This window comes from Nonomuraea sp. NPDC005650, from assembly GCF_040605375.1.
Classification (GTDB): domain Bacteria; phylum Actinomycetota; class Actinomycetes; order Streptosporangiales; family Streptosporangiaceae; genus Nonomuraea.
The window spans coordinates 109786-125218 of record NZ_JBEXCR010000010.1; the positions used below are offsets into that span (position 1 = coordinate 109786).

Genomic DNA, 15433 nt, shown 5'->3' on the forward strand with positions numbered 1-15433 from the left:
TCAGACCATACCGAACCACATCCTTTCCGGCCACCATGAGGGGGTCCGTTGGACGACAGCGGCTGGCGTCCCGTCAAGCGAACGCGGACGTTCGAGGACGTTCTCGCACAGATCGAGCGGCGCATCGCCGAGGACGGCCTCACCGTGGGCGACCGGCTGCCCGCCGAGCGCCACCTGGCCGAGCAGCTCGGCGTCAGCCGCTCGTCGGTACGCGAGGCCATACGCGTGCTGGAGACCCTCGGCGTGGTGTCCTCGCAGGTGGGCCGGGGCCCGGACGCGGGGGCCGTGCTCACCTCACGCCCCGACACGGCGCTGACGGACCTGCTCAGGCTGCACCTCGGCCTGGCGAGCCTGGAGATGCGCGAGGTCATCGACACCCGGCACATGATCGAGCAGTGGGCCGCCGCCCACGCCGCCGCCACGCGGGCCGACACCTCCGCGCTCGCCGCCGCCCTTGCCGGGATGGACGGGGCGGGCACGGCCGAGGAGTTCGTGGAGCACGACACGGCCTTCCACTGCGCGATCGCGGACGCGTCGGGCAACCGGCTCATCGCCGCCATCATGCGGTCGCTACGCGACTCGATGCGGAGATACTCGGTCGAAGCAGTGCAGCGCCTGGGCGACACGTCGATCCTGCGCGCCGACCACGTGCGCATCCTCGACGCCATCTCCCGCGGCGAGGCGGACGAGGCCACCCAGGCGGTCTCCGATCACCTGGCACACGCCTACCCGTCGTTGTTCGAGCTCTGACGGAGGTCGGCCTGCCGGCAGGTGGGGCCCGAGCAGGCCACCATCGCGTCCAGCCGCTCGCGCAACCCCCTCACGAGCTCGGGATCGGCGTGCCCGGCCAGGTTGCGCAGCTCGTACGGGTCCTCGCGCAGATCGTAGAGCTGGCTCTCCCCCGTCGCGTACCGGACGTACTTGTACCGCTCCGTACGCAACGCGCGATAGGGCGGCACCGGCGTCTGCGCGGCCGACGACTCGTCCGTCGGCCTGGCGAACTCGACCAGCACGTTCCGCCGCCACACCGGCGGCGGCCTCCCCTTGAGGAAGGGCACCAGCGACCTCCCCTCCGCGAACGGCGGCGCCACGGCCCCGCCCAGCTCCGCGAACGTCATCGCCAGGTCGACCGACGAGGTCAGCCGGGTGACCGTGGCCTCCGCCTTGATGCCGGGGCCGCGCACGATGAGCGGAACCTTGATGGCCTCCTCGAACGGGGTGGTCTTGCCCTGCCTGAGCCGGTGCGTGCCGAGATGGAAGCCGTTGTCCGAGGTGAAGAAGATGTAGGTGTTGTCCAGCTGGCCGGTCTTCCGGAGCTCGTCCACCACGGCCCCCACGAGGTCGTCCACGCCGAGCATGGACCGCATCCTGGCGCGGTAGCGCTCGTCGACCTGGTCGATGATCGGCTCCTCCAGGCTGGGCCGCGAACGCAGCCACTCCGGCTCCTCGCTCACGTCCAACTGGTTGAAGGACGGCGTGCGCGGCGCGAGCGCGCCGGCGAACGCGTTGGCGTGCCGGACGGCCGGGTTGGCCGGGTTGTGCGGGCCGATCGGGGCCAGGTACAGGAAGAACGGCTCCCCCTTCGAGCCGGAGATGAACTGGCGGGCCTTGCCGGCCAGCACGTCCGACAGGTAGTCGCTCTCGCCGAAGCCGTAGTCGCGCACGGAGCCGTTCTCGTTGAGCCGGTAGTCGTACTCCTCGTAGAGACGCCGGACGGGCACGTCCCACTCGTCCCAGCCGGGCGGCACGAACTTCTCGTCGGCCGTCCCGCCCGGATAGTGGTTGAGGTATTTGCCCATCAGCCCCGTGCGGTAGCCGGCCTGCTTCATCCACGTCCCGATAGTGGAACGTTCCAGATCGCTGGTATGAAACCGGTCGAACCCGCCTTCCGGCGGCGTGTTGGTCCACACGCCGTGGCTGTGGACGTACTGGGAGCGCAGGATCGACGACCTCGACGGGCAGCACCAGGAGTTCGTCACGAAGTGCCGATCGAACGAGGTGCCCCGCTGCACGAGTTCCCGGGTGATGTTGGGAAAGTACGGCAACGTCCCGTATTCGAGGTCGTCGGCCATCACGAACACGATGTTCGGCCGGGACTCACCCTCGGCCATCGCTGGGCCTGCCGCCAGCAGTAGTAGCAGCAAGCACACGAGTCGACACAGACCGTTGACCACAGGGTCTGACTACCCCGGAATGTCCACCATTGACACTCTCGACTGCCACACCCGTAATAGAACTTAATTCCGGAGGTGTCATATGAAGCTGGGCTTGAACCTGGGTTACTGGCAGCGCCACGCCGACGACGCGACCGAATCCGTGCTCGCCGCCGAGCGGCTCGGCTATGACTCGGTGTGGACCGCCGAGGCGTACGGCAGCGACGTCTTCACGCCGCTGGCCTGGTACGGAGCACGTACGAGCCGCATCAAGCTGGGCACCTCGATCGCCCAGATCTCCGCCAGACCGCCCGTCACGACGGCGATGACCGCCATGACCCTCGACCACCTCACCCGCGGCCGGCTGCTGCTCGGCGTGGGCGCCTCGGGCCCGCAGGTCGTGGAGGGCTGGTACGGCCAGCCGTTCGCCAGGCCGCTGGCCAGGACGCGCGAGTACGTCGAGATCATGCGCAAGGTGTGGCGCCGCGAGGAGCCGGTCACCAGCGACGGCCCGCACTACCCGCTCCCCCTGGCGGACGGCCTGGGCAAACCCCTCAAGCTCATCACGCATCCGCTCCGCGCGGACATCCCCGTCTATCTGGGGGCGGAGGGGCCCAAGAACGTCGCCCTGGCCGCCGAGCTGGCCCAGGGGTGGCTGCCGCTGTTCGCGTTCCCCTCCAAGATCGAGGAGATGTACGGCGAGTCGCTCGCGGGCGCTCCCCCGGGCTTCGACGTGGCCGCGATGGTGATGGTGGTGATCTCGGACGACGTGCGGGCGGCGCTGGACGGCGTGAAGATGATGCTCACGCTGTACATCGGCGGCATGGGCGCCCGGCAGCGCAACTTCCACGCCGACATCATCGGCCGCATGGGGTACGCCGAGGCCGCCGAGCACATCCAGGCGCTCTACCTGGCGGGCCGCAAGGACGAGGCGTTCCGGGCGATCCCGGACGAGCTGGCCGACGGCATCTCGCTCGTCGGGCCGCCCGGGCGGATCAAGGAACGCCTGGAGCTCTGGCACAAGAGCCCGGTCACGAGCCTCCTGGTCATGGGCCCGCGCGACGAGCCCTCGCTGAAGCTCATCCGCGACCTGGTGCTCGGCTGAGCCCCAGCCGAGCCGGGCCCGTACGGCCGGCCCCGAGCTAGCCCGTACGGCCGATCGGGGTGGAGCCAGGCGCCGGATGGGGCGGCTGGGGCGAGAACGCGCGCACCGTGCCGGGCTCGGCGGCGCGGGGCGCGCGGGCGGCCCGCTGGAGGCGCATCAGCTCGCGTACCGTCCCCGCGCACAGCAGGGCCGCCAGCGCCGAGCAGATCAGCTCGGGCAGCCCCACGCCCGTCAGGTCGCCGGCGGACGAGTCGAGCGGGAGCCGGATCGTGATCAGCGCGAGCATGGCCAGCCAGCTCAACCACCACCCGGTCAGCAGCGCCAGCCATCTCACCCTGCGACCCGCGGGCGGCCTGGTGCCGCGCCACACCTCGTCCACCAGCACGACGGGCGCCACCAGGTTGTAGCCGGGGACCAGCCAGGCGGCCGCCACGGGGCCGGAGACGGCCGAGCGGTCGTTGGCCTGCCTGGCACGTACCAACCACGTCACGTAGGCGGCGGCCGCGGCGATCGAGGTGCCCGCCACCAGCATCATCAGCACCGCGAACGCCGTCACCGCGCCCACCACGGCCTCCGCGTCGGCCCCCTGCGGGCGACCGCCGAACGCGGCGAGCTGGGCGGCGAGATGGCGTCCGCGGGAGTGCTCGAAGATCACAAGGGCGCCGAGGGAGAGAACCTGGGCGGCAAGCGTCACATATACGGCAGAGGCGGCTCTCGTCGGTGGTGTCTGTTCATAGCGCACGTTGTTCTCCCCCCGGGCCATGCGCTGAGGTTCTGATTCACTTGTATCCCGGGAGCCCCGCTGTTAATCAGCTCACCACGCCGGATTCCCACGCCCAAGCTGCGATTTCGACTCGATTTCTGACACCGAGCTTGGCCTGGATGCTGCCGAGGTGCGTCTTGACCGTCGAGAGCGACACGAACAGCTCCGCGGCCACCTCCTGGTTCGTCCGGCCTCTCGCCACGAGGCGTACGACGTCCAGCTCGCGATCGGTCAGCGGATCTTTCATGGGGGGCGCGGCCCGCCTGGGCTGGGACAGGTGCTGCAGCAGCCGTACCGTGACCGACGGTGACACCAGCGCGTCACCCGCCGCGGCCGCGCGGACCGCCTCGATCAGCAGGGTCGGCCCGCTGTCCTTGAGCAGGAAGCCGGTCGCGCCGGAGCGGAGGGCTCCGTAGACGTACTCGTCCAGGTCGAACGTGGTGACGATGACCACCCGCAGCGGGTTCTCCACCCCCGGCCCGGCCAGCGCCCGGGTCACCTCGATGCCGTCGAGCTTCGGCATCCGGATGTCGAGCAGGCACACATCCGGCCTGAGCCGCCTGGCCTCCGACACCGCCTCCGCACCGTCGGCCACGGCGGCGACGACTTCCATGTCCGGTTGAGCGTCCAAAATCATCTGGAAGCCGGTTCGTACCAATTGCTGGTCGTCGGCGATGAGAACCCGAATAGTCACGGCCCCAACTCTAAGGATCGGCCGTTCGGCCGAGGCGGAAATGGTCGCACGGCCGATCCGCCGCACCCCGGCCCGCCGGGATTCTTGACGCCATGAACGACGTGCTTGTTGGACAGGCCCTGACCAAGAGGTTCGGGCAGACGGTCGCCCTGGGCGGCGTGGACATCGCGGTACGGGCGGGCGAAGCCGTGGCGATCATGGGGCCGAGCGGTTCCGGCAAGTCGACGCTGCTGCACTGCCTGGCCGGGATCATGCGGCCGGACTCCGGGGAGGTGCACCTGCTCGGTCAGCGCATCGACGCGATGGGCGAGCGGGGGCGCAGCGCGCTGCGCCGCACCCGGTTCGGCTTCGTCTTCCAGTTCGGCCAGCTCCTGCCCGAGCTGCCCGCCGAGGAGAACGTGGCCCTCCCGCTCATGCTGGGCGGGGTGCCGAGGGCCCAGGCGGTACGCCAGGCGCGCGAGTGGTTCGCGCCCCTCGGCCTGCACTCCATGGAGGCCCGGCGGCCCGGCGAGCTGTCCGGCGGGCAGGCCCAGCGGGTGGCCATCGCCAGGGCGCTGGTCACCAAGCCGGCCGTGGTGTTCGCCGACGAGCCCACGGGGGCGCTCGACCAGCAGACCGGGCACGACACGATGCGGCTGCTCGTCGAGGCGACCAGGCACAACGACGCCTCCCTGATCGTCGTCACCCACGACCCGAACGTGGCCGGCTGGTGCGACCGAACGGTCGAGGTCCGCGACGGCCAGCTCCTGTCGACCACGTCCCAGATGGGCGGGGCACGCGCGTGAACCTCGACCCGACGCTCCACGCAGCGTTTCGGAGGGCCGCATGAACCTCGACCCGACGCTCCCTCCGATGCGCAGGCGGAGGGCCGCATGAACCTGGACCTGACCTGGCGGCTGCTCAAGGGCGGTGGCCGCAAGGGGATGCTGGGCACCTGGCTCACGCTGGGCGCCGTTGCCGTGTCCACGGCGCTGCTGCTGTTCGCCGTGGCCGCGAACTTCGCCTTCGAGGCCAGGGGCGAGCGCGGCGCCTGGCGCAACCCGGTCCCCGCCAAGGGGGACGCGGTCGCCGTCGAGGCGGCCCGCTTCGACTTCGTCGGCGACCAGGCGATCACCGTCGTCGACCTGGCCGCGCTCAAGGCCGGGGCGCCGGCGCCGCCCGGGATGCCGCGTTTCCCCGCGCCGGGCGAGGTGTGGCTGTCCCCTGCGCTGGCCGAGCTGGCGCAGCGGCTTCCGGCCGACCAGCTCGCCAAGCGCTACCCCGGCCCCAAGGGCGTGCTGGGCGACGAGGCGCTGGTCCACCCGGGCGAGCTGGTCGCGGTCGTCGGCCACGAGCCGGACGCGCCCGCGATGACGGCCGCGCGCAGCCGCGACTGGATCGTCGGCAAGGGCCCGACCCGGGTGGCCGACCTCGCGGGCACGCCTTCGGAGGACTCCGAGGCCTACCGCGCGCTCACGCTCGTCGCGAGCGTGCTCATGGTGGTGCCGCTGCTGGTGTTCGGCGGCGCTGCGGCCAGGCTCACGGTCGCCCGGCGCGACCAGCGGCTGGCCGCGCTGAGGTTGGTGGGCGCGACGCCGGGCCAGGTGATCCGCATGACCGTGACGGAGGCGGTGATCGTCGCGCTGGCGGGCGCACTGCTCGGCGCCGCCGGCTACGCGGCCACCGCGCCGCTGCTGGCCCGCATCCCGATCGGCGGCGGCGGGTGGTTCGTCTCCGATCTGTTCCCCACCCCGCTCATCCTGGCCGCGATCCTGGTCGCGGTGCCGCTGCTGGTGGGCCTGTCCGCCGTCGTGGGGCTGCGGCGGGTCGTGGTGAGCCCGCTCGGGGTGGCCAGGCGCGAGACGCCGCCCGGCATGAAGGTCGTACGGGTTCTCGCCCTGCTGGCCGTGCTGGCCGTGTTCCCGCTGCTGACCAGGGGGACCGGCATCGGGATCGTGGCGGTGGCGATCGGGCTGGCGTTCCTGTGCATCAACCTGGCCGGCCCGTGGGTGGTCGGGATCATCGGCCGCGTCACGGCCAGGAGCGCCCGGGCGCCCGCCCAGTTGCTGGCGGGCCGCAGGCTGGTCGACGATCCGCGTTCGGCCTGGCGTACGGTGAGCGGCGTCGCCCTGACCGGCTTCGTGGCGGGCTTCCTCGGCCTGCTCAGCCCGGGCGCGTTCGCCGACGACCCGGCGGCTCCGCAGCTCCGGGTCTCCGCGCCCGCCGCCCAGGCGACGGCCGTCGCCGGCCAGGCCCGTGACCGGCTGCGGGCGGCCGGGGTCACCGCGACGGTCCAGGTCACGGGACGCGCCTCCGATCGGGTCGTGGTCGCCGCCCTGGGCAGCTCCGCCGACCCGGCCACGGTCGACCGCGCCCGCACCGCGCTCGCCGGGCTCGTTCCCGGGCACACCCCCACGACGGAGGACGACGACCAGCGGTTCGGCCTGCAACTCCTGGCCGACGTCCGGGTGGGCACGATCGTGGTGCTGTCGGTGTCGTTCCTGGTGGCCATCGCCAGCTCGGGCATCACGGCCGCGTCGTCGGTGCTGGACCGGCGGCAGACGTACGGGCTGCTGCGGCTGGCGGGGACGCCGCTGGAGGTCCTGGACCGGGCGCGGCGCGCGGAGACGCTCATCCCGCTGACGGTGATGGGCGGCGGGGCGATCCTGGTGGGGGCGTTCTGCGCGGTGCCGTTCATGATCGGCGCGGTGAACGCGGTGGGCATGATCACGCTGGTGGGCTGCGTCGTCGCCGGCTTCGGCGGCGTGATCGCCGCAGGCGCCCTCAGCCGTCCCCTGCTCCGCTCGGTAACCGCCGACCCGGCCCCCCGCCCGGACTGACCCCCACCCGGGACACTCCTTACGACCCCGGCCCGCCCCCTGACGCCCACGCCGGCCACCACACGCGTTGCGCCGTCCACCACCGCACCACGTCTCGCCGACCCGGCGCCAAGGGAGCGCGGCCGAGGTGGGGCGGGCGCGGCGGGGGTGGTGTGCCCACATGGCGGCGCGGGCAAGGTGCGGCGGCGGGCGGTGGTTGAGAGGCGTGGGAGGTGGTCAGGCCGCGGTGGGGCCGGAGCTGCCGGGGCTGGCGTGCCAGAGCTGCCGGGGCGGGGTGGTGACGGCGGGGCCGAGGTCGGAGTAGGGCGAGAGGCGGAAGCCGTTGGCGTACTCGATCGTGCGGCCCCCGACCCCCTCGACCGCCTCCGGCTGCTGGGCGAGGAGGGCGCGGACCGCCTCGATGCCCTCCGCGCGCCAGAGCCGGTCGAGGTCCGCGAGGTTCCAGCAGTCCACCGCGCGCATCGACACCGCCCGCGTCCCCGTGCGCCTGACCACCCCCCTGGCCAGCATGAGCCACGAGCCGAACACCGTGGCCGCGCACCGCCCCTGCACCGACTCGAAGAACGTCAGGTCGATCGGCCCCGTCGAGTCGTCGAGCGTGGTGAAGATGACCCGCTGCCCCGAGCGCACCGCCGGCGTCTGGGTCGCCACCTTGACCCCCGCGACCAGCACCTCGGCCCCGTTGCGCTGCTTCAGGAGATCCCTGGAACGTACCACCCCGAGCGCGTCGAGCAGCTCGTCGTGGAAGCTGATGACGTGACGGCTGATGTCGATGCCCAGGATCTCCAGCTCGGCCTCGACCATCTCCGTCTCCGTCATCTCCGGCAGCTCCCCCGGCGGCAGGTGCTCGGTGAAGCCCAGCGGGAGCTGCACCGACGGCGGTTCGTCCGTGCGGGCGGGTCGCGAGGCGTAACGCTTGGAGGCGCGCGGGCCCGACCGCACGCCGATCGACGAGGCTCGTTCGAGGGCGCCCACCTGGGCGATCAGGTCGCGCCGGGTCAGCACGCCAGGACGCCAGCGGGGCCCGCCCGGGTGCAGGTCGTGGAGCGCGTCCAGCCCGCCGACCTGGACGATCCGCTCGATGGTCGGCCGCGAGGGCCGGGCGCGGTCCCAGAAGTCGGCCAGCGACGTGTACGGCTGCCCGGCGACCATGCGTTCGACCTCGGCCTCGCTCACCCCCTTGATCGCCGAGAACGGCACCCGCAACGCGTACCCCTTGCCGATCTCTCCGACCTTGAACTCCCTGCGTACGGGGGAAGAGGCGCCCTTCAGCGAGGAGGGGCGTACGCGCAGCCCCAGCCGCTCCACCCGCCAGTCCTTGCCCGACCTGTTGATGTCGAGCGGCAGGATCTTGACCCCGCACTGCCGGGCCTCGTCGATGATGACGCGCGACGGGTACATGCCCGGCTCGTGCGTGAGCACCCCGGCGAAGAACGCCGCCGCGTGGTGCCGCTTGAGCCAAGCCGACTGGTACGTGGGCAGCGCGAACGCCGCCGCGTGCGCCTTGCAGAACCCGAAGGCCCCGAACGCGTCCAGCACCTGCCAGGCACGTTCGACGGCCGTGTCGTCGAACCCGTTGGCCCTGGCCATGGGCACGAACGTCTTGCGCACCCGCTCCCGCCCCTCGGTCGTGGCCAGCGTGCGCCGCAGCTTCTCGGCGAACGACAGGTCCCGCCCCGTCATCACCTCGATGATCCTGAGCACCTGCTCGTGGAACACCACGACGCCGTGCGTCTCCTTCAGCGACTCCCGCAGCCTCTCGTGCGGGTAGTGCGGCTGCCGCCACCCGTGCCTGGCCTCCAGGTAGGGGGTGACCATGTCGGAGTTGACCGGCCCCGGCCTGAACAGCGAGATGTCCACGATCAGGTCGTGGAGGGTGCGCGGCTCCAGCTTGGCGACCAGCTCGCGCTGCCCCGGCGACTCGATCTGGAAGCAGCCGAGGGTGCGGCTGGCGCAGATCATGTCGTAGGTGTCCTGGTCGTCGTGCGGCACGTACTGCACGGCAGGGTCGTCGCCGCGCTGGGTGTCCAGCTCGACCACGACGTCGTCCACCCGCTTGATCTCGCTCAGCGCGTACGCCATCGCGGACTGCATCCGCACGCCCAGCACGTCGAGCTTGAGCAGCCCGGCCTCCTCCACGTCGTCCTTGTCGAACTGCGACATCGGGAAGTCCAGCAGGCTGCGCTCCACCGGCGTCCTGTCGCGCAGGCCCGTGTTGCCGATCAGCACGCCGCACGGGTGCAGCGCGATGTGCCTGGGCAGCCCGTCGAGCTTCTCCGCCAGCCGGAACACCCGGTCCAGCCCCGCCTCGCCGAGCCGGCTGTCGCGCAGCTCGGGCAGGTCGTTGAGGGACGCGGTGATCTGCCTGGCCCTGATGTGCGGGAACGCCTTGGCGATGGCGTCGATCTCGTACGGCGGCAGGCCCATCGCCCCGGCGACGTCGCGGATGGCGCTGCGCGCCCGGTAGGTCTCCATCATGGACACGCAGGCCACGCGGGCCTCGCCGTACCGCTCGAAGATGGCCTTGTAGCAGTCGAGGCGGCGGGCCGACTCCACGTCCACGTCGATGTCGGGCAGCCCGACGCGGCCCTCCGACAGGAAGCGCTCCATGAGCAGGGCGTGGTCGAGGGGGTTCACCTCGCCGATGCCGATGAGGTAGTTGACCAGGCTGCCCGCGCCCGAGCCGCGGATGGCGCAGCGGATGCCCATGCCGCGGATCATGTCCGTGATGCCGGCCACGGCGATGAAATATCCGGACAGGCGCTTGCGCTCGATGATGGCCATCTCGTCCCGGAGGCGCCGTCTGGCGTCCTCCGAGCGGCCGAGGCCGCGCGAGATCAGCCCGTCCTCCACCCGGTGGCGCAGCAGCGGCACCGGGTCGCGGCCGATCTCGGGCAGGTGCAGGTTGGGCGGGTCGCTCCGCAGCGCGAGCAGCTCGTCCGGATCCATCGAGCACGCCTCGGCCAGCCGCCTGGTCGTGAACAGCAGCCGCGACACCCGCTCCTGGTCCGCCCCGCAGACCTTGTGCGCCACCTGCCACATCTCCTTGGGACCCTTGAGGTAGGCGTGGGAGGTGGTGCGGTCGAGGTGGCGCGGGTGCAGCGGGACGAGCTGGCGGGCCGCGTCGAGCACGTCGCCGACCTGGTGGTCGGCCGGGTCGAGGTAGCGCACCGCGTTGGTCAGCACGGCCGGGACGCCCATGGACTCGGCCAGCCCGAGCATGCGCACGGCCGTGGTGGCGTCGCGGTAGCCGTACTGGTCGACCAGCTCGATCACCACGCCGGGCACCGCGGCGCGCCAGAGGCCCAGCAGCGTCCTGGCGTGCTCGTCGCGCCCCCCGGCCACCGCGCGGCCCACGTCGGACCTGGGGCCGAGCAGCACCACGAGTCCGTCCTCGGCGCCGAACCCGTGGTCGCCGCCACGCTCATCACCGGGCCCGCCGGCCCACTCGCCGATCAGCTCGCGGGTCACCTTGGGCGCGCCGCGCTCGCCCGCGTAATGCGCGGCCGTGACCAGGCGGGACAGGCGCGACCAGCCCTTGGCGCGGGCCAGCACCGTGACGCGGTCCTCGGCGTCGGGCCCGGTCCTGGGGGCGGGCGCGCGGCGACGCCCGGGCAGGTCCAGCCCGGGCACCCCGAACCCCGGCAGCGGGGGAAGGGCGTCGAGCGCCAGGTTGACGCCGAAGACCGGGGAGATCCGGGCCTCCGCGCACGCCTGGGCGTGCTTGACCGCGCCGTAGAGCCCGTCGCGGTCGGTCAGCGCGAGGATGTCCATCCCGTGCTCGACCGCCCGGTTCACCAGCGCCCGCGGGAAGGCCGTGCCGAAGCGCATGGAGTACGCGGAGCACACGCTGAGGTGCGGGAACGGCGGCGCCATCAGTCCCACGCCCTCAGCAGCAGCCAGGCGTTGCCGGCGGTGTCGTAACGCAGCTCGTACGAGCCCACCTCGCGCCCGGGGCTGGCCTCCACCCGCCAGAACTTGCGCTCCCCGGGGTCGCCCTCGCCGGTCTTCCACCACTCGCGCGCGACCACCCAGTGGTCGAGGACCCGGCGGACGAGATAGAGCCGATCTCGCCAGACGAACTGGGTCGGCTCCCCGTCCCTGGTCCACACCTCTATCGGATCGCCATAGAGTCTGCTCAAGACGCTTCTCCCCGCGGCTCTGGTCGTTTTGCTGAGCCACCCGGGGGAAGGCGGGCGCTTATATGTCGAACATATGTTCTCAGCGCCCCGAGCGCAAGTCGCCGGCCTGTCTCACGAGAGGGTTGGCGCCGATCGAGTTGCGGATGCTGAAGGTCACGCTGCCCGCCCGGTAGCGGTCGTCCGAGGACTCCACCGGGCGGCCCTCGTGCGTGGTCGTGATCCTGCGCTGGCGCAGGAGCGGGCTCCCGCGGCGCACCCCCAGCAGGCGGGCGTCCTCGGCGCCGGCGGACACCGCGTCGATGAGGTGCTCGCCGTAGGCGAACACGAGGCCGATCGAGTCGTACAGGGCCTCGGTGACGGACTCGCAGTCGGCCGGGAGCCCTTCGACGGCGGCGGCCACCCACTCGGCGTACACGGTGCGTTCGAGCAGGACGGGCTCGCTCTCCAGCGAGCGCAGCCGCAGCACCTCCAGGACCTCGCCGGAGCCGAGCCTGGCGGACTCGGCGGCGCTCGCGGCCCTGCGGCGCTGGGTGATCACCTGGCCGCCGAAGCGGTAGCCGTTCGCGCGCGCCCACTGCGCGAAGCTGTGCAACTCGCCGAAGCTCTGGCTGCGCGCCCTGCCGAGCACGATGCGCCTGGCCCCCTGCCGGGAGCCGACCAGGCCCTCGGTGGCGAGCACGGCCACCGCCTGGCGTACGGTGCCGCGGGCCGCGGCGTAGCGTTCGGCCAGCTCAGCCTCGCTGGGGAGCTGCGAACCGACCGGGAGCGCGCCGGAGACGATCTCGTTTCGAAGATCATCAGCGATCAGTTCATAGCGCGCAACCATCCGCGACCCTTCCCATTCACGAAAGAGCAACATTCGTGGGACTTACTAGTGCTCGCTTGTTTGTACAAGTTGCCTTAAATTCCTTCCACACCCCTGAAAGTGGAGGCGTTGTGTTCGCTCCTCGCGCCCGTGCGGCCGGCATTGCCGCAGCCCTTACCGTAGTCACCGCGGCGTGCGGCGCCGCGCCCAGCACCCAGCAATCCACCGCGTCATCCTCCGGCCCGAACGCGGCCAGCGCCACCTCGGCGGCGGACTTCGGCGGCTTCGACAAGCTCGTCGAGGCGGCCAAGAAGGAGGGAAATCTCCACGTCATCGCCCTTCCCCCGGACTGGGCGAACTACGGGGAGATCATCCAGAAGTTCCAGGCCAAGTACGGCATCAAGATCGAGAGTGAGACGCCCGACGCGGCCAGCGCCGACGAGATCAACGCGGTCAAGACGCGCAAGGGCCAGGACCGCGCCCCCGACGTGCTCGACCTCGGCCAGTCGTTCGCGATCAGCGGCGCCGGCGAGGGCCTGTTCGCACCGTACAAGGTGCAGTCCTTCGACAAGATCCCCGAGGGGCAGAAGGAGGCCACCGGGCTCTGGGTCAACGACTACGGCGGCTACGTGTCCATCGGCTGCGACGCCAAGAAGATCTCGACCTGCCCGACTAGCTTCGCCGACCTGCTCAAGCCCGAGTACAAGGGCAAGGTCGCGATGAACGGCAACCCGACCAAGGCGGGCTCGGCCTTCGCCGGCGTGTACGCCGCCGCCCTCGCCAACGGCGGCTCGTTCGACGACATCCAGCCCGGCATCGACTTCTTCAAGAAGCTGAAGGACGCCGGCAACTACAACCCGGTGGAGACCACGCCGGCGACCATCGAGAAGGGCGAGACCCAGATCAGCATCGACTGGGACTACAACAACGCCGCCTACGCGCCCCAGATGGCCGCCAAGGGCCTCGACTGGAAGGTGAACATCCCCTCCGACGGCAAGTACTTCCAGATGTACGCCCAGGCCATCAACAAGGACGCCCCGCACCCGGCGGCCGCCAGGCTGTGGCAGGAGTACCTCTACAGCGCCGAGGGCCAGAACCTCTTCCTCAAGGGCTTCGCCCGCCCGGTCCTGCTGCCCTCGATGACCTCCGACGGCACCGCGGACAAGGCCCTGGCGGAGAAGCTGCCGGCGGTGGAGGGCTCGCCCACGTTCCCGACGACCCAGCAGGTGGACGCGGCCAAGGCCAAGCTCGCCGGCGGCTGGGACGCCGCGATCTCGGGATGAACCGCTCCCGTTCGAAGGGCTGGCTCGGGGCGCTGCCGCTGCTGGCCTTCTTCGCGCTCGTCTTCGGCGTCCCCGCCATCGCGCTGGTGGCGGGGGCGTTCACGGTGAAGGGGCGGCCGAGCCTGGCGAACCTCTCGCAGAGCCTGCAGGGCGGCTATCTCACCGCGATGCTCGGCAGCGTGCAGCTGTCCGGCGTGGTCGCGCTGCTGGGGGCCGTGCTGGGGACGTTCCTCGCGTACGCCGTCGTGACCTCCAGCCTCACGTGGCTGCGCGAGGCCGTGCTGACGGCCTCCGGCGTGCTGGCCAACTTCGGCGGGGTGCCGCTGGCGTTCTTCTGGATCGCCACGCTCGGCAACTCCGGCGTGGTCAGCGGCCTGGTCGGGCTGCCGTCCGGCTCGCTCTACACGTTCTGGGGCCTGGCGGTGGTCTACCTGTACTTCTCGGTCCCGCTGATGGTGCTGGTCATGGCGCCGGCGCTGGACGGGCTGCGGCCGCAGTGGCGAGAGGCGGCGGCCAACAGCGGGGCCACCTCCTGGCACTACTGGCGCTTCGTCGCGCTGCCGGTGCTGACGCCGTCGATGCTGGGCGGGGTGGTGCTGCTCTTCGGGTCGGCCTTCTCCGCGTACGCCACCGCCAACGCCATGGTCGGGACCGTCGTCCCCCTCGTCACGTTGAAGATCGCCAGCGCCCTCACCGGCGACGTGCTGGTCGGCTACGAGAACATCGCGCTGGCCCTCAGCCTCGACATGGTCGTCGTGGCCGGGCTCGTGATGGCGATCTACCTGCCGCTGCAGAAGAGGAGCTCCCGATGGCTGCACTGACCGGCCTGGAGCGCATCTCGGGGGGCTCCGCGCGCCCTCGCGTGTGGCGCGGAATCGTGTTCCTCCTGGCGGCGGCCTACTTCCTGATCCCGCTCGGCGCCTCGCTCTGGTACACGATCTACACCCCGGCCACCGGGGTGTCGTTCTCGGCCTACAGCTCGCTGCTGACGGCCGACGGGTTCGTGCGCTCGCTGCTGCTGTCGCTGTCCCTGGCCGTCGCCACGATCGTGCTGGTGCTGCTGCTGGCGTTGCCCGCGATGCTGGCCGTACGGCTCTTCGCGCCGCGGCTGCGCCCGCTGATGGAGGTGCTGTGCACGCTGCCCCTGGTGGTGCCGCCCATCGTCTTCGTGGCCGGGATCGGCACGTCGTTGCGCACCGGGACGGACGTGCTGGCTCCGACGCCGTTCTGGGCCACGCTGATCGCGGTCCAGGACCCGGCGTTCCCCGTGGTGCTGGTGCTGGCGTACGTGGTGCTCGTGCTGCCGTTCGTCTACCGGTCGCTGGACGCCGGGCTGCGCACGATGGACGTGCGGACGCTGGTGGAGGCGGCCCGCAACCTGGGCGCCTCGTGGCCGTACGTGCTGGTCAGGGTGGTCGTGCCCAACCTGCGTTCGGCCCTGGCCAGCGCGTCGTTCCTGACGCTGGCCCTCGTGCTGGGCGAATACACCGTGGCCAGCCTGCTGGGGTACGCGCCGTTCGCGGTGTGGATCGTGACCGTCGCCGGCTCCAAGGGGCAGCTCTCGGTCGCGGTGTCGATCCTCAGCCTCCTGCTCATCTGGCTGCTGCTGCTCGCTGTGTCCTCGGCATTCGGTAAGGAGAAGGGGAATTGACTTCCTCCCTCGCATAAA

General features: G+C 71.5%; 13 protein-coding genes. 7 read left to right on the plus strand and 6 right to left on the minus strand.

The annotated features are described in order from the left end of the window. Positions 1–48 precede the first annotated feature (48 nt). Positions 49–750, plus strand: coding sequence for a FadR/GntR family transcriptional regulator (locus ABZS69_RS18980; protein WP_355373681.1), 702 nt, complete (start codon positions 49–51; stop codon positions 748–750). On the opposite strand, the gene ABZS69_RS18985 is transcribed toward ABZS69_RS18980, so the two are convergent. After that, on the minus strand, positions 726–2150 hold the full coding sequence (locus ABZS69_RS18985) for a sulfatase (protein WP_355373684.1): 1425 nt from the start codon (positions 2148–2150) through the stop codon (positions 726–728). The two genes, ABZS69_RS18980 and ABZS69_RS18985, sit on opposite strands and share 25 nt — an antisense overlap. A gap of 106 nt (positions 2151–2256) precedes the next feature. Here ABZS69_RS18985 and ABZS69_RS18990 point away from each other — a divergent pair, with 106 nt between their 5' ends. After that, positions 2257–3258: an LLM class F420-dependent oxidoreductase gene (locus ABZS69_RS18990; RefSeq protein WP_355373687.1), complete on the plus strand. Its 1002-nt coding sequence runs from the start codon at positions 2257–2259 to the stop codon at positions 3256–3258. A 37-nt stretch (positions 3259–3295) separates the two neighbouring features. On the opposite strand, the gene ABZS69_RS18995 is transcribed toward ABZS69_RS18990, so the two are convergent. After that, positions 3296–4000, minus strand: a complete 705-nt coding sequence (locus ABZS69_RS18995) for a DUF4328 domain-containing protein (RefSeq protein ID WP_355373689.1) — start codon at positions 3998–4000, stop codon at positions 3296–3298. A gap of 67 nt (positions 4001–4067) precedes the next feature. Next, positions 4068–4715 carry a response regulator transcription factor gene (locus ABZS69_RS19000; RefSeq protein ID WP_355373692.1) on the minus strand — a complete coding sequence of 216 codons (648 nt, stop codon included), beginning with the start codon at positions 4713–4715 and terminating at the stop codon, positions 4068–4070. 92 nt (positions 4716–4807) lie between these two features. On the opposite strand from ABZS69_RS19000, the gene ABZS69_RS19005 reads away from it, so the two are divergent. Together ABZS69_RS19005 and ABZS69_RS19010 are read left to right on the plus strand one after the other, a co-directional pair. Then, positions 4808–5500 carry an ABC transporter ATP-binding protein gene (locus ABZS69_RS19005; RefSeq protein ID WP_355373695.1) on the plus strand — a complete coding sequence of 231 codons (693 nt, stop codon included), beginning with the start codon at positions 4808–4810 and terminating at the stop codon, positions 5498–5500. A gap of 87 nt (positions 5501–5587) precedes the next feature. Beyond that, a complete protein-coding gene (locus ABZS69_RS19010) occupies positions 5588–7534 on the plus strand; it encodes an FtsX-like permease family protein (RefSeq protein WP_355373697.1) in 1947 nt (648 codons plus the stop codon). Positions 7535–7750: 216 nt separating this feature from the next. On the opposite strand, the gene dnaE is transcribed toward ABZS69_RS19010, so the two are convergent. From dnaE to ABZS69_RS19025, 3 genes are all read right to left on the minus strand, one after another. Continuing rightward, positions 7751–11410, minus strand: coding sequence for a DNA polymerase III subunit alpha (gene dnaE / locus ABZS69_RS19015; RefSeq protein ID WP_355374178.1), 3660 nt, complete (start codon positions 11408–11410; stop codon positions 7751–7753). Continuing rightward, the gene (locus ABZS69_RS19020) at positions 11410–11676 is read right to left on the minus strand and encodes a DUF6504 family protein (RefSeq protein ID WP_355373700.1); all 267 of its coding nucleotides are present in this window, start codon (positions 11674–11676) and stop codon (positions 11410–11412) included. The genes dnaE and ABZS69_RS19020 overlap by 1 nt, the downstream gene beginning before the upstream one ends. A gap of 79 nt (positions 11677–11755) precedes the next feature. Beyond that, positions 11756–12502 (minus strand): GntR family transcriptional regulator, encoded by a 747-nt coding sequence (locus tag ABZS69_RS19025; protein WP_355373703.1) that lies wholly within the window; start codon positions 12500–12502, stop codon positions 11756–11758. Positions 12503–12612: 110 nt separating this feature from the next. On the opposite strand from ABZS69_RS19025, the gene ABZS69_RS19030 reads away from it, so the two are divergent. From ABZS69_RS19030 to ABZS69_RS19040, 3 genes are read left to right on the plus strand one after another with little or no spacing between them, the layout of a single operon-like run. Further along, positions 12613–13764: an ABC transporter substrate-binding protein gene (locus tag ABZS69_RS19030; RefSeq protein ID WP_355373706.1), complete on the plus strand. Its 1152-nt coding sequence runs from the start codon at positions 12613–12615 to the stop codon at positions 13762–13764. Continuing rightward, a complete protein-coding gene (locus ABZS69_RS19035; protein ID WP_355373709.1) occupies positions 13761–14585 on the plus strand; it encodes an ABC transporter permease in 825 nt (274 codons plus the stop codon). Before ABZS69_RS19030 ends, ABZS69_RS19035 begins: the two co-directional genes overlap by 4 nt. Further along, positions 14573–15415: an ABC transporter permease subunit gene (locus ABZS69_RS19040; protein WP_355373711.1), complete on the plus strand. Its 843-nt coding sequence runs from the start codon at positions 14573–14575 to the stop codon at positions 15413–15415. Before ABZS69_RS19035 ends, ABZS69_RS19040 begins: the two co-directional genes overlap by 13 nt. Positions 15416–15433: the final 18 nt, after the last annotated feature.